Annotated in this window: 11 protein-coding genes; 7 read left to right on the top strand and 4 right to left on the bottom strand. The window is 35.1% G+C overall.

The window, feature by feature from the left end:
- Nucleotides 1-23: 23 nt before the first annotated feature.
- The 4 genes from AC07XU_RS13180 to AC07XU_RS13165 form a co-directional block, all read right to left on the bottom strand.
- The gene (locus tag AC07XU_RS13180; protein ID WP_494944091.1) at nt 24-1,568 is read right to left on the bottom strand and encodes a DUF5689 domain-containing protein; all 1,545 of its coding nucleotides are present in this window, start codon (nt 1,566-1,568) and stop codon (nt 24-26) included.
- Nucleotides 1,569-1,587: 19 nt separating this feature from the next.
- Nucleotides 1,588-3,156, bottom strand: coding sequence for a SusD/RagB family nutrient-binding outer membrane lipoprotein (locus AC07XU_RS13175; RefSeq protein WP_494944090.1), 1,569 nt, complete (start codon nt 3,154-3,156; stop codon nt 1,588-1,590).
- Nucleotides 3,157-3,206: 50 nt separating this feature from the next.
- The gene (locus tag AC07XU_RS13170; RefSeq protein WP_494944089.1) at nt 3,207-6,533 is read right to left on the bottom strand and encodes a SusC/RagA family TonB-linked outer membrane protein; all 3,327 of its coding nucleotides are present in this window, start codon (nt 6,531-6,533) and stop codon (nt 3,207-3,209) included.
- 468 nt (nt 6,534-7,001) lie between these two features.
- The gene (locus AC07XU_RS13165) at nt 7,002-7,766 is read right to left on the bottom strand and encodes a DeoR/GlpR family DNA-binding transcription regulator (RefSeq protein ID WP_494944222.1); all 765 of its coding nucleotides are present in this window, start codon (nt 7,764-7,766) and stop codon (nt 7,002-7,004) included.
- Between the two features lie 152 nt (nt 7,767-7,918).
- Here AC07XU_RS13165 and AC07XU_RS13160 point away from each other — a divergent pair, with 152 nt between their 5' ends.
- The 7 genes from AC07XU_RS13160 (at nt 7,919) to AC07XU_RS13130 (ending at nt 16,009) form a co-directional block, all read left to right on the top strand.
- Nucleotides 7,919-9,511 carry a glycerol-3-phosphate dehydrogenase/oxidase gene (locus AC07XU_RS13160; protein ID WP_494944088.1) on the top strand — a complete coding sequence of 531 codons (1,593 nt, stop codon included), beginning with the start codon at nt 7,919-7,921 and terminating at the stop codon, nt 9,509-9,511.
- A gap of 22 nt (nt 9,512-9,533) precedes the next feature.
- Nucleotides 9,534-11,024, top strand: a complete 1,491-nt coding sequence (gene glpK / locus AC07XU_RS13155) for a glycerol kinase GlpK (RefSeq protein ID WP_494944087.1) — start codon at nt 9,534-9,536, stop codon at nt 11,022-11,024.
- 70 nt (nt 11,025-11,094) lie between these two features.
- Nucleotides 11,095-11,835, top strand: coding sequence for an MIP/aquaporin family protein (locus tag AC07XU_RS13150; RefSeq protein WP_494944086.1), 741 nt, complete (start codon nt 11,095-11,097; stop codon nt 11,833-11,835).
- Between the two features lie 93 nt (nt 11,836-11,928).
- Nucleotides 11,929-13,056, top strand: a complete 1,128-nt coding sequence (locus AC07XU_RS13145) for an aminotransferase class I/II-fold pyridoxal phosphate-dependent enzyme (RefSeq protein WP_494944085.1) — start codon at nt 11,929-11,931, stop codon at nt 13,054-13,056.
- A complete protein-coding gene (gene bioD / locus AC07XU_RS13140) occupies nt 13,053-13,664 on the top strand; it encodes a dethiobiotin synthase (RefSeq protein ID WP_494944084.1) in 612 nt (203 codons plus the stop codon). Before AC07XU_RS13145 ends, bioD begins: the two co-directional genes overlap by 4 nt.
- 1,212 nt (nt 13,665-14,876) lie before the next feature.
- On the top strand, nt 14,877-15,443 hold the full coding sequence (locus AC07XU_RS13135) for a hypothetical protein (protein WP_494944083.1): 567 nt from the start codon (nt 14,877-14,879) through the stop codon (nt 15,441-15,443).
- A gap of 173 nt (nt 15,444-15,616) precedes the next feature.
- Nucleotides 15,617-16,009, top strand: a complete 393-nt coding sequence (locus AC07XU_RS13130; RefSeq protein ID WP_494944082.1) for a hypothetical protein — start codon at nt 15,617-15,619, stop codon at nt 16,007-16,009.
- Nucleotides 16,010-16,059 lie beyond the last annotated feature (50 nt).

Genomic DNA, 16,059 nt, shown 5'->3' with positions numbered 1-16,059 from the left:
CTAACTGACCCTAATGTTTATTCTTAGTTAGCAAGCGCCGTACCGTCTGTTTCTATTGTTGTTAACGGAGTTGTAGCACTTAGCGGCACACCAGTTGCCGTTCTTCCGGTAGACCATCTACCAAATTGAGGTGCACCAGGTATTTCTCCGTACACACCACCTAATCTTGTAAAATTAGTTGTAGGATTTGGAAACGGTAATCTTGTTGTATTTGTACCAGCACCCATAAATAATTGAGCACCACGTGTTAAAGGATTTATAGTGTTGTAATATTCAGTATTTGTAATTCTGTAACCAACTGCTGGCGGACCTGCAGAATAGAAATTACCACCAGAACCTCCATAAAAAATCACATCTAATGGAATGCTACTTGAAGTAACATTTGTACCCTCGAAGATAGCGATACCTGCAATGTTACCACTATTTGCCAACAAATTTGAGGTGGCTGTACCAACACCATTTGCACCAGTCGTAGTTGAATAATTAACAGTCGCTCTCCATCTATCTAAAGGTATTGGAGTAGAACCAGATCCTGTAATCGTTCTTCCTGTGCCACCAACATAAAAATATTCTCCTTTTTTAACACTACCTGTGGTAAGATTAAATTTATAAGTTCTTGCACCACCAGTAACCCATCCGTTAACAGGGAAAACAGTTGCACCAGCATTGTTAGTGGTGATCACCGAATAAGGAGTAGCTGTAAAATCGATATCTCTAGTACATAAAAACTGAATATATTCGAAATTACCATCTCCACCGTTTGGATCTACGTTGTAACCAGAAATAATAGCAGATGAGAATTTTGGTAATGCAACGAAAAAGAAATCATTCTCAGAACGCATCCAAACCGTAATTTTTGGAGTAGCTCCAGTGCGATCGATAAATGGTATACCTGTAAAATTACCAGTTGGCAAAACTTGAGCATTAGCAAAAGATGCAGTAGCTTCTGTATGTACAGTTGCTGTACCGAACCCGTCGTTAATAACTTTATCCCCAGCATAAGTAGTACCAGCTACAGGCTCAGGTTCATAAAGTGCATTACTTAAAGTCACTAAAGTGCTTTCATAAAAATCTGGCGAAGCCGCAATACGACCTGTGTTAACTGCCTGAGTTCTTAAAGCTCTACCGCTTGCAACTTTTGTAATTGAGGCATCGGTTACACCAACAATCTGTAAAATACCATTTACTCTTTTTAAAGTAGCGCCATCAACAGTTACATGAATTGAATCACCCGGAATGTATTTAGAAGCATCTGCCCCTATATTAAATGCCATTCCTCTCAACGAATCAATACCGTTACCAACAACCCTAGCATTTTGCATAATTACTAAGCCAGCTGGCGAATTTCCTGATCTAAAATCTGAAATTACTACCCCTTTAATTGCTGTAGCACCGCCAAGCATGTCAGCTTTAAGGGTTAAATCAGCATTTTTATATAATTTTTTTAAATCGAAATTCGAGATAAAATTACTAGGTGTGCTTTTAATGTAATCATCGTCGCGTTTACATCCTGCCATAATACCAACAACTGTAGTTAGTAAAAGCATATATTTTAATGTCTTCTTCATATCTGATAATTGTTATGATTTATGGTTTTTGCCACCAAACTAATGTACTAAAGTCATCTGGCCCTTGAGAAGCAACAGCATTTATATAATTAGTTGGATTGGTTGATTGAGTAAGTAATGGATAATTTAAACGACTTGGCATTCTGCCTCCATTTAAAAAGCCCGTACCAGGATTTAAAAACGGATGACCAGTTCTTCTATACTCAAACCATTGTTGAAAATCTACCAAGAATAAAGCATAATACTTTTGCAAGTGGATTGATTCTAATTTACTTTGTGTACCTCTAACTGTAGTATTTAATGGTAAAGCATTGTTCCAATCAATATCTGCATCTACAACATATTTAATAAAGTTTGGATCAGAAACGCCAGAATAAACTGTTGGCATCCAATAGTTGATGGAATCAAAAATACCTTTATTATAATACGCTTCACCTGTACCATTAACCCATCCTCTTGCGGCCGCTTCTGCTAAAATAAAATCAACCTCAGCAACATTCATGATAATACCAGTAAAAGGATCAGTTTGTAAGGTTAAAGGATTATTGGTTTGAGCATCTGAATAAAAATAAGATTGTTTTACAGCTCCACTACCATAAGATAAACCACTTTCAACACCAACAAATCCTGCCGGACCAGGTGCAATACCCCATCTGTTTACTCCGTTTCTACCAAGTGTGTTATTAACTCTTGGATCATTCCAGTTACCTATGTTACCAATAAAGAAAGTTGTAATTGCAGGGGTTCTAAAATCTACCGCACGTGTACTCATAAAAGGAGATGAATAAACAGCTGTACTGCTATTTGTTCCATTCCATAATATTTTAGCCGTATGCGTATTGTTCTGCATGATTGGATAATTTGCCGGGTTAGTATCAATCATCTCTTTTATTTTTGCAATTACTTGAGCACTTACATCGGCTTTGCCAGAAACGCGAAGCATTAAACGTAAATACAATGAATTACCAAATCTGCGCCACTTGCTCACATCTCCTTGATAAACTGGATCGCCAGTTGCAACAATAGCTTCATTGTCTTTTAATAAAGTATTGGCTTGTTCTAATTTTTTAAACAAATCTAAATAGATATCTTTCTGTTTATCAAAAACTGGCTCTAAAACTCCATCCTTACCTTGGTTTGCTTGTGTGTAAGGTACATCTCCATAAACATCGGTTAATAATTGATAAACCCAAGCTTCAGTTATCAATGATATAGCTTGATAAGATTTGTTTACCGATCCAGTTTCGCTAGCAATTTTACCGATATCTTTAAAATTTGTTAATTGCAAATACCAGTTATTCCAAGTGTAATCGGCTAAATTTCTTCTGATATCATATCTGAACACTTTACCCTCGTTATCACCTAAATCTACCGTAACCTGCATTAATTCATTATTCACATTTCGGTTACGTACCATATTTGTAGTTAACACGTTAACTAATGCCGGTGCTAATAACTGATTTGCAGTTGTTGAGCTTTTTCCAATTGGATCTGTATTTATCTCATTAAATCCTTGTTTACAAGAGAAAAAAGATACCCCGAGCATACACACCAAAGTATACGCAGTTATATTTTTAATATTTTTCATTGCTATTTTTTTTCTGTTAATAGATAATAATAGTTTCATATTTCTGATCCTTATAAACCTACAACTAAACGAACACCATAATTTCTTGTAGATGGCAACTGACCGGTTTCAAAACCTTGTACGATATCTGATCCTGCTAAGGTACCAAACTCTGGATCGAAGGCTGGCCATGGAGACCATATAAACAAGTTACGACCGTATACACCTAAAGTTACTCTACTTAAACCTAAACTATTTACAAAATTCTTATTGAACACATAAGTTAAGTTTGCTTCTCTAAATTTAACATAATCTGTTCTAAATACGCTACCCTCTGCTTGGTCTGAACCATAAAGAGAAGTATAATAAGATTCGAAGTTAGTTGCAATTACATCGTTCTGACGATATGTACCATCAGGATTTTGTACCACACCTTCTCCAATTACACCATTATATCTACCAGGCAATGTTACTTTTAGCTTACCCAAAGCAGCCATTCTAGAAAATGTAAGCGAATGACCGACTGCACCTAGTTGAGCATCGAATAATGCTGAAGCTGTGAAGTTCCTGTAAGAAATATTTGTACCAGCGCTAAATCTGAATTGAGGCATTGTGTTACCTAAGTAGAACAAATCTGTTGTATTGGTTCTAGCGTTACCTGTGTTTGCATCATAAACAATTTGTCCATCTGGCGAGCGTAAAAACCCTCTTCCATACAAATCGCCCATGCTACCACCTACATTCGCAACTACTTGTCCGCCACCTAATGCACCAGTACGTAATACAACAGAACTATCAGCTAATTCTTTAATAGTATTTCTATTAGCAGTGAATGTACCGTTTAAAGTCCATTTAAACTTTTTAGCCTGTAATACAGTACCGTTTACTGCAATTTCAATTCCTTTATTGTTTACCTGACCAACATTAAATACGGCCACGTTGTAACCAGTAGAACGATCTACTAAACGGTTTAAGATTTGATTTTTAGTTGATCCAGCGTATGCAGCAAAATCAAAATTTAATCTGTTATTAAATAATTTTAGTTCTGCTCCTACTTCGAAAGTTGTAGTAATTAATGGTTTCAAATTCGGGTTTGGTAAAACCGATGGATTAGTCATTGCGCTATCAGGATAAATTCCATCTGCAGCCAATACATAATTATAAGCAGTACGATAAGGAGTTGTACCACCACTACCTACTTGAGAAATTGAAGCTCTTAATTTAGCAAAGCTGATTGCTTTTGGCATTTTCCATAAGTCTGATGGCACAAATGATACACTCGCCGATGGATAGAAGAAACCAACATTGTCTGTACGTGTTGGCGTAGCCAACGTACTGCTCCAATCTTGGCGACCAGTTAAATCTAAATATAAAAAGTTTTTGTAGGTGAATGATAAAGCCGCATAAAAACTATTGATGCGATACTTAGCTGTGTCTAAAACATTAACCAATGGATTGGCATTGTTATCTAATCTAAAAACACCTGGCACTACTAAACCATCTGCTCTAAGTTCGTTTCTACCATATTGATTTTTCATCATACTACCACCAGCAGTAGTAGTTAAACGCAAATCGTTAGAAATCTTTTTATCGTATTTTAACAAGAAATCACCGTTGATTTCGTAAGAATTTACATCTGCTACACGAAATGAACCCTGAGCATATCTGTTACCAGCAGCATCATAAGGTCGGCGAGTTTCGCGAACATCATGGTTAAAATCTATCGAGGTACGTAGCAATAAACTTAGTTCATTTGTAAATTTATAAGTTCCTTGTACACTACCTAAAACTCCATTTCTTCTTTGCGCATTTAAATATTGCTCAGAAATAGCATACGGACTTTCTGGATTTGTAGTTGTAATGTTTACAAATTGACGATTAACTAAACCAGGTGCCCAGTAATCTCTATACCAATCTGTATTTACATTTGGCTGAGCGAACATAAACCAATACATTAATGATTGGTTACCATAACCAGTTGCTGGTAGATTATCACTATTTCTATTGTTATACGCAACTTTAACAGCTAAGTTTAATTTTTTTGTGATGTCTGTATTTGCAGTTAATGTTGCAGAAGTACGCTCAAGACCTGTATTAGGCACAATCCATTCGTTACTGCCATGACTTGCAGAGAAACGCAAAGCAACCCCTTTAACAGTACCATCTAAACTAACAGCATTAGTAGTTTCAATCCCTGTTTTAAAAAAAGCATCAACTGGATTTTCGTATGCTCTCCAAGGTGTTCTTACTAAACCTCTTGTCTTAGTTGCCGGATCATATTGAAAAAAGTTACCTCCATTTGCAAATGGCGCTCCCCAACTTGCACTTGTTGCATTTGTACTAGCACCATCGTCAGAAGCTCCGTAAGAGAAATAAGAAACTCCGAACTGACCTTGGCCGTACTCTTGTTGGATATCTGGTTTACGATTAACCTCTTCCCAAGCGGTATTTGAAGTAAAAGTAACGCCTAATTTCTTTTTATTTTTATTAGCTCCTTTTGTTGTAATAATAATTGCACCATTTGCACCACGCTGTCCGTATAATGCTGATGCACCTGGACCTTTTAAAACGTTTACGCTTTCAATATCATCAGGGTTTAAATCGTTTAATGCACTGCCAAAATCTGCTGGCATAATATCACCAGATGTTCCGTAAACGCCACCACCTGTACCGCCTGTACGTCTGGCAGAGCTACTTGCTACAACACCATCAATAACAATTAATGCTTCATTATCACCGGTTAAGTTATTCTCGCCACGTAAAATAATTTTGTTAGAACCAGCAGGCCCACCATTACGCACTAAATTTAAACCAGCAACTTTACCGGATAAAGCATCTGTCCAGTTACTTGAAACCGCATCGGTAAAAGATGTACTATCTAATTTAGTAGTAGCATAACCAAGAGATTTTTCTTCTCTTTTAATACCTAACGCGGTTACTACCACTTCACTTAATTGACTAGAAGATTCTTTAATTCTAATAACAACGCTGCTTTGAGCCTCACTAAATGTTCTAGTAACAGCAGTGTAGCCAATCATAGAAAAACTTAAGGAAATTCCTTTTGGCACATTAACAGAAAAGTCTCCATTTTCATTCGTTACCCCAACAACCTTTCTATTGTTGTCAACTATTGTTATTCCAGGTATGCCTTGACCATCGCGATCATCCACAACTTTACCTTTAACAGTAATATTTTGTACAGCAGTTTGCTGCGCAAAAGTTAATTGCGTTGTAAATGTTAAACCTAGAGTGCAAACAAGCATAAATTTGTAGCTAAATAAATAGCTGTAAAACAAATTAAACTTACTTGGCTTCTGAAATTGCTTTTCGGTGTCTTCACTTTCACTTAGCAAGCGATGCCAAAGCAATGCAACATGTTGAGTAAATGTTTTGTTCATAATTAATTGATATATCCGGTTAGTTTATTGCAAATATTTTTTTGCTACCGTTGCTGCAAAAGTAAGCAGGTAAGGTTAAGCCAATATTAACTACTGATTAACAGTTGTTAACTTTATATTCCGAATTATTTAATTTTATGTTATTAAATATTTCGATATAAAAATATAAAAACAAATTGAAACTACTAATAATTTTTAAAAAATGAAGGATAACATGTTGCTAATAAGTAAAAACCGCAATTTAAATGTATTTAACACAATGCGCCATTTATACAAATGCATGCAGATATAACATAAAAAAACCAAAAAACCATTAACGTTAAGTTAACATGCAACAATTCTATTACATGCGTTTTCATATTTCAGAAGCGAAAACAAATATTGAAGATTTGCTAAACAGAAAAAACCTGCATAATCAGTCATGATTAAACAAGCTGGGATAGTAAATAAACCTAAAGATTACTAAAATTATACAATTGTTACTGTAACACCCAAGCTTTCAAGGTGATTTACAATTTGTTGAGAGATACCCTTATCGGTGATAATATGATCAATATCTTCTAAACCACAAATTTTACCAAAACCTCTTTTACCAAATTTAGTGGAGTCTGCAAGCACAACGGTTTTTTGAGAAACACCAATCATTTTGCGGTTCAAATGAGCCTCCATGGCATTTGTAGTCGTTAATCCGTAATCTAAATCGATACCATCAACCCCTAAAAACAAAGTATTAAAATAGAAATCTTGTAAAACCTGCTCTGCATAAACACCCATAACAGATGATGAGCTTTTACGAAGTATCCCACCCAACTGAATAACCTCAATACTTGGCTCTCTAAGTAACTCTAAAGCAATGTTTAAGGCTGATGTGACCACTGTTAAATTTAATCCAGATGGTATGTTTTTCACAAAATACAATAAGGTTGTGCCAGAGGCAACAACCACAGAATCATTCTCTTTAAGAAGCTTAGTAGCGGCTAAACCAATCTTGTTTTTTTCAATAGATTGAAGCTTTTCTTTTTCGTTAACTGGTCTATCTACCGTATAAGGATTATTAACAGTAGCACCACCATGTGTTCTGAAAAGCAAGCTTTTATCTTCTAAAAGTTTTAAATCTTTTCTAATGGTTACAGAAGAAACTTTTAGTTCTTTACACAATTCAACCACATTAATATACTGATCTTTTTGTATTCTATTCAGTATAAACTGGTGCCTTTCAGCTAAGTTCATTATCATATTTGGATTATTCTTCTGCAAAATAATAAATTATACCTTCAATTAATTGATTTTTGTAAAATTAAAATCTTTTTAATCCTTGATATTTTATATTTCGAAATGATTACTTATACTTGCTTATTGTTTCGTTTTATTATTTTTATTATTTGATGCCTAGAATTCATAATTATCGTTTAGCAGATCAACAAATTTGGGATGTAATCATCATTGGTGGTGGTGCTACAGGTTTAGGTACAGCTTTAGATTCTGCTAGCAGAGGTTTAAAAACCCTACTCGTAGAACAGTCTGATTTTGCAAAAGGGACTTCGAGCAGAAGTACTAAATTAGTGCATGGCGGTGTACGTTATTTGGCACAAGGTGATATTGGATTAGTTAAAAGCGCACTCAAAGAAAGAGGCTTGCTAGAAAAAAATGCATCCCATCTAGTTAATAAGGAAGAATTTATCATTCCATGCTATGATTGGTTTTCGGTTTTAAAATACCTAACGGGATTGACGATTTATGATTGGCTTGCAGGCAAATATAGTTTCGGAAAATCTAAATACTTATCCAAAAAGGAAACGCTTCAATTAATGCCTGGCATAAAAGAAAAAGGCTTAAAAGGTGCAATTAGTTACTTCGATGGTAAATTTGATGACGCTCGCTTAGCAATAAATATTGCACAAACCGCTACAGAGCAAGGTGCTACTTTAATAAACTACATGAAAGTAACTAACCTAATTAAAGAAGGTGATCAAGTTACCGGTATCGAAGCTGAAGATACATTAACCTTCGAACGATTTAGATTAAAGGCCAAAGTTGTGATTAATGCAACTGGTGTTTTTGTGGATGAGATTTTAAAAATGAACAATCCTTTAGCTAAAAAAATGGTTCGCCCTAGTCAAGGTGTTCATATTGTGTTAGATAAAAGCTTTTTGAATACCAATTCTGCTTTAATGATACCTAAAACTGCAGATGGGAGGGTTCTTTTTGCAGTGCCTTGGCATAATCATTTATTGGTTGGAACTACAGATACACCTTTAAATGAACATAGTTTAGAGCCCCGTGCTTTAAAAGAAGAAACAGATTTTATTTTATCAACTGCAGGATCATATTTTAACAGAAAACCAACAGAGAATGATATTTTAAGTGTGTTTTCTGGACTTAGACCTTTAGCTGCACCTACAGACTCTGATGGCAGCAGTACCAAAGAAATCAGTAGAGATCATAAGTTAATTGTTTCTGCAAAAGGATTAATCACAATTACTGGCGGCAAATGGACAACCTATAGAAAAATGGCCGAAGAAACCATTGATTTGGCCATTAAACATAGTGGTTTACCATCACAACCATGCGTAACAAAAGATTTAAAAATCCACGGATGTGCCGATAGTAGTAATGAAAACTACATGAATATTTACGGCACTGATAAAGTTTTAATAGAAGAGCTTAGTAAACTACAGCCAGGATTGAACAAAAAACTGCATCCAAATTTTCCTCATACAGAAGCTGAAGTAGTTTGGACGATTAGGAATGAAATGGCAGAAACTGTAGAAGATGTTTTAAGCAGAAGATTGAGAATTTTATTTATTGATGCAGCTGCTGCGATAGAAATGTGCCCAAGAGTAGCGGCTTTATTAGCTACAGAATTAGGTGCAGATAAAGTTTGGGAAGAGAATCAAATCAAAATATTTAATACATTAGCTTCTGGTTACGTTTATCATCAAAAGAAAAAGGAAAGAGAACCTGTTTTAATTAGTTAAACTACCTACCAAATATAAACTTATGAGCAAATACATTTTATCTCTTGACCAGGGAACAACAAGTTCGCGTGCCATCATTTTTAACCATGAGGGTGAAATTGTTGCTATTGCACAAAAAGAATTTACGCAAATTTATCCGAATGCGGGATGGGTTGAACATGATCCGATGGAAATATGGTCTACTCAATTATCAGTTGCTGCAGAAGTAATCACAAAAGCTAGATTATCTGCTTCAGACATCAACGCTATCGGCATTACCAACCAAAGAGAAACAACTGTAGTTTGGGATAGAGAAACAGGAAAGCCAGTTTACAATGCTATAGTTTGGCAAGACAGAAGAACATCAGCTTATTGCGATAGTATAAGAAAACAGGGTCTATCGCAAAAAATACAAGATAAAACAGGCTTAATTATCGACTCTTACTTTTCTGCTACTAAAGCAAAATGGATTTTAGAAAACGTTGATGGAGCAAGAGAAAAAGCCGAGCAAGGAAAATTAGCTTTTGGCACAATAGATAGCTGGTTAATTTGGAACTTAACTGGCGGAAAAACACATGTTACCGATGTAACAAATGCATCTAGAACGATGCTGTACAATATTCATGATTTAACTTGGGATGAAGAGTTATTGAGCTTATTTGGTGTTCCAAAATCAATGCTGCCTGAGGTAAAATCATCAAGTGAGGTTTATGGCGAAACCGCAGGAAATATCTTAGCGGCAAAATTACCAATTGCAGGTATCGCTGGCGATCAGCAGTCTGCCCTATTCGGTCAAATGTGTACCGATATTGGAATGGTAAAAAATACATACGGCACAGGTTGTTTTATGTTGATGAACATCGGCAAAACACCAAAAATATCTGCAAATAATTTATTAACAACAATTGCTTGGCAAATTAATGGCGAAGTTAATTATGCGCTAGAAGGAAGCATTTTTATTGGCGGTGCAGTTGTGCAATGGCTTAGAGATGAATTAGGCATGATTTCTCGCTCTGCGGATGTAGAAACATTGGCAAAGCAAGTAAATGATACGCAAGGAGTTTACATTGTGCCGGCATTTGCAGGTTTGGGCGCTCCGCATTGGGATCAACATGCTCGTGGAACAATTACGGGATTAACAAGAGGAACTAACAAATCGCACATTGCCAGAGCAGCTTTAGAAAGCATTGCCTACCAAACCATGGATGTTCTAAAAGCGATGGAAGCTGATGCTGGTGTAGCTATTGCTGAATTAAGGGTTGATGGTGGCGCTACGGCAAACAATTTGTTGATGCAATTTCAGGCAGATTTATTAAGTTGCAAAGTAATTAGACCAGAAGTTACTGAAGTTACCGCAATTGGTGCTGCATATCTTGCTGGTTTAGCTACCGGATTTTGGGATAGTATCGAACAAATTAGATCGCAATGGAAAATTAATAAAACCTTTGTTGCCGATGAAGGAATTGACAATAAAGAAAGAATTAAAGGCTGGAATAGAGCTGTAAAAGCAGCGAGAGTTAATGCCGAAGATTAGTTTAGTTTTCAGTTAACAGAGTTGAAATAACTATTCAATCTATCAATTTAAACGATTAACCAAATATAAAATGAATGTATATTTAGCAGAATTTATTGGCACAGCCTTAATGATTTTACTAGGAAATGGCGTGGTTGCCAATGTTGTTTTAAAAGGTACAAAAGGCAATAATGGTGGATGGATGGTAATTACAACAGCTTGGGCACTAGCAGTTTTTGTTGGTGTAGTTGTTGCTGGTCCACACAGCGGGGCACACCTAAACCCTATTGTAACTTTAGGCCTAGCTATTGGTAAAGGATTTGATTGGGCATTATTACCAGGCTATATTGCTGCGCAAATTGCTGGCGCAATGACAGGTGCTTTTTTAGTTTGGTTAATGTATAAAGATTATTTCGATGCAACAGATGATCAAGGTTTAAAAGCTGCCCCTTTTGCAACAGCCCCAGCCATAAGAAATTACACCTCTAATTTAATATCAGAAATTATCGGAACATTTGTGTTAATTTTTGTGATATTTTACTTTACTGACGCAAGTATGGGAACCAAAGAAGAAACTACACCAATTGGTTTAGGTTCATTAGGTGCAATTCCGGTAGCTTTTTTAGTTTGGGTAATTGGTTTGGCTTTAGGCGGTACAACAGGTTATGCAATTAATCCGGCTAGAGATTTAGGACCAAGAATTATTCATGCCGTAATACCCATGAAGGGAAAAGGAACTAGCGATTGGGCCTATGCTTGGGTACCAATTATTGGCCCAATTATCGGCTCCGCCTTAGCAGCATTCGCTTATCTGGCTTTAAATATCAAGTAATTTTCTTAAATCTTTACATCGTTTCAGTCTTTTCAAGTTTTAAAAGCAAGTAAAGCCTCAAAAATATCGGGGCTTTGCTTATTTTTGACCACGATGAATGAGGCAGAAAATTTTCTCGAAAATAAATTAAAAGAAAGAACCGAAAATGGCTTGCTGAGAAAATTAACAAGCACTTCACTCCCATCAGATTTTAGCTCTAACGATTATTTAGGCTTTGCTCAATCATCAACATTAAAAAATCTTATTAAAACACAAACCGAAGCCATAACCAACATAAAAAATGGTTCTGGTGGTTCACGTTTATTAAGTGGCAATCATTTCTACACCGAGCAAACCGAACAATATATCGCAAATTTTCATCAGGCAAAAAGTGGATTAATTTTTAACTCTGGTTACGATGCAAATGTAGGCCTGCTCTCTTCCATCCCACAACGTGGAGACACCATAATTACCGACGAATTAATCCACGCTAGTTTAATTGATGGGGCAAGATTAAGCTATGCAGATCGATTTAAATTTAAGCATAACGACTTAACAGATCTAGACCAAAAACTCAGAAACGCAAAAGGCATTATTTACGTAGTAGTAGAAAGTGTATATTCTATGGATGGAGATCTGGCTCCATTAAAAGAAATTAGTAACTTATGCGAAAAGTATAATGCAAATTTAATTGTCGATGAGGCTCATGCCACAGGTATTTTTGGCGAAAAAGGCAAAGGATTAGTCGTACAGCTTAAATTGCAAAGTAAAGTTTTTGCCCGTATCGTTACCTTCGGTAAAGCAATGGGTACACATGGCGCCATCATTTTAGGCAGTGAAAACCTCAGAAATTACCTTATCAATTTCTCTAGATCATTTATTTACACAACAGCGGCTCCACTACACAGCATTGTAGCCATAAATTGTGCATACCAAATGCTAAACAACGGAAACTTTGAACATCAAATAACCGAAAAAATTGAGCGATATAATACCTTAATTAAACAATTAGACTTATCAATAATTTCAAGCAATAGCGCAATACAAACTATCCTGTTTTACAACAATAAAGATGCTCGAAATGCCGCACAACAATTGCAAAATAAAGGTTTTGATGTTAGAGCTATTTTAAGACCTACGGTTGCACTTGGCAAAGAACGCTTGCGCATTTGCCTGCATACATACAACAGCAACCAAGAAATTACAGATTTGGTGCAAGCAATTAAATCAATAACAGCATGATACAAAAATATTTTATAACAGGTATCGGAACCGGAATTGGTAAAACGATAACCAGCGCAGTACTTACCGAAAAACTAAAAGCCGATTATTGGAAACCCATCCAATCTGGAGATTTAGCACAAAGTGATAGCTTAGCAATTGAAGATTTAATTAGTAACCAAACAACTAAAATCCACCCAGAGTTATATCGTTTAAACCAACCATTATCACCTCATTTATCTGCAAAGTTAGATGGAATTGACATTGACCTAAATACATTCGAACTCCCACAAACCGCTAATCATTTAATTGTAGAAGGAGCTGGTGGCTTAATGGTACCACTCAATAACCAAGCACTTATTTTAGATTTAATTAAGCATTTAAACATTCCGGTTATTGTGGTTTCTCAAAATTATTTGGGCAGCATTAACCATACCCTACTTACCATCAACGCCTTAAAGCAACACCAAATTAGCATTAAAGGAATAATATTTAACGGCGATACAAATTTCGAAAGCGAAGATTATATCCTCAAATACACTTCTGTTAAACATTTGGGCAATATCCCCACTTTAAAACAACTCAGCAAAGAAAACATTGTAAACGCTGGCAAAAGTTTAAATCTTTAATTAGAAAAGCGAATACAGTTTTTCATAGCTCCCTCAGCCCTGCTTTCGCCTATAGCCTTGTTCGTAAACTCACTGCGGGCTATTTGGCTCAATCAGGTTTATTTTACGCAGTTTTTTCCTTCTATTTAAGGCTGCAAGGCGTATCATCAAATTAAGCTATCAAATAAGAATAAGCATTTTATATAAATATTTAATCCTAAAATTATATTGCCAAATATTTGCATAGCTCCATAACTCTTTATTACATTTGGTTATCAACATCCTTTTTGCATTAAAAAATCATCCGAAGATTTATTAAAAAAAGCGTGTATAAACGTTTATAATCGTTTATACACGAATATTATTAAAAATATAAAAACGCCATTTAACTATACTCGAAGCACATTTAATAAATTTGAATAGAGCATATAAGTAAGTTAGTGGCTATTTGGAAAATCCGAAACTTGAAGAGAATTTGAACCTAAAAATAAGCAGAACAATTCAAGACGCTGAAACGGAAATTAACGGATATAAACGGATGAACACCAAAGCAAAAAAACAAATACGCTACTCTATTTGCAATAGTTAAAACATAGGTTTTTACAAAAAATAAAAGAGTGAAAAAATGAATAAAACGTAGAACAAATCAAAGCGTAGAAACAAAACTTTACACAGAAAATCAAAACACAGAAACGGATAAAAACTGATACAAACAGAAAAACACCAAAGCGTAGAAACTGAATAAAACGTAGAACAAATCAAAGCGTAGAAACAAAACTTTACACAGAAAATCAAAACGCTGAAACGGATAAAAACTGATACAAACAGAAGAACACCAAAGCGTAGAAACTGAACGAAACGTTGAGTTGAATAAAGCAAAGTGTAGAAATAGAACTTGAAGCAGAAAATCAAAATGCTTAAACTCAAATAAACTGAACTATTTTTAGACAGAAAACAAAGAACATAAAACTGAACTATACAATATTATTAAACAAACCAAAACGCTGAAACGGAATTAGACGGATAAAAACGGAGAACAAAGTTAGATAGAAAAAACAGCCACTAACATGGGTTTGGCAAAAGTGGGGCTTTAGTGCTAGGCTGAACATTTGTACTTTCTATAAACTTTTGTACTAAATTTGAACTTTAGTACTTTTTAAACCCCACCTTCGCCAAGCCCAAAACCGTTATGGGCAACCTTTAAAAGACGACAGGCATTAAACGAAACAAGAAATGGAAATAGGAAAAAAATTTAGTGAACTCACTTTAAAAGAATATTTCTTTTTCATTGACAATTACAAAAAATGTGAAGACTTTAATACACTTGGACTTTATCGTTCAATTGTAGAAAACGAAAAATTGAATATCGAACAAAAAATTGAAGTGCGTGAATATGCAAACAAAACTTTTAAGAAGACATTTGATTTTTTGCAACTTAAAGATCCAAAAACATTTGTAGAAGTTTCGACATTAGGACAAGAATTTACAAAAGGTGACGAAGAGAAAATATGGAACGACATTAAAGTAAATCAACAAAAAATATTGTCCGAAAAGAGAATAAAACACCGAAATTTCGGAAGTTACTCAAAGCATAATTGTCCTTATGAAGATTGTGTTTGGAATGGAGTAATGATAAGACAAGGTTCTGGTTTGGCTTGGACAAGTATGCATTTTTTCAGCGATAAAAATAATTATCATCAAAAAACAAAATCTGAAATGAGAAAATCTTACAGAAAATCAGAAAAACAAATTGTGAAAAATGAACTCAACAATGAACAAAAAGCCGAACAGCTAACGTAGCTTCGGAAATATGGCGGGTTTCGTACTTCTATGAAACATTTGTATAAGGTTCAACAGCAGTAATTCTATTGAACTTTTGTGCTAAAAATCCGCCACATCGCAAAGCCCCAAACCGTTATACGTAATTGCCTGAAAAAATGAGAACACTGACTTCCATAATAATTTTTCTATTTGTGACCATAACATCGTTTGGTCAAGACATTTCTGACATTACCTACGGAATGACTGCTAAAGAAAATGAGCTATGGGTAAAAAAAGTTATGTCATCAGAGAAGGAAAAACAACTAACATTAATTCAGAACAGGTTTTTTAGAAACAAGGAAATTAAGAAATCGGTAGATGACATTGTACCAATAATAATTGCAAATGGCATTTTTGTCAATGAAGTAGCAAATATCGAATTAAGGAATTTATTTGTCAATCAACTTACACCAGACAAAGTTCAGATTACAATATTGGATAAGGAACCAGAAGGAGTTTATGTAAACAAAGCTTGGACAGGAATTATTATTTTAAGTATCAACGATAAGAAAATAAGTAAGCTCTTGAGAAAATATAATCCTTAATGCTATCTGCAACTACGTATAACAGCAAGTTTAAGTTAAGCCTCGGGCGA

Source organism: Pedobacter sp. GW456-11-11-14-TSB4 (genome assembly GCF_059424425.1).
Note: the sequence above shows the minus strand (reverse complement) of the source record. Positions and strands in the feature narration are given on the sequence as shown.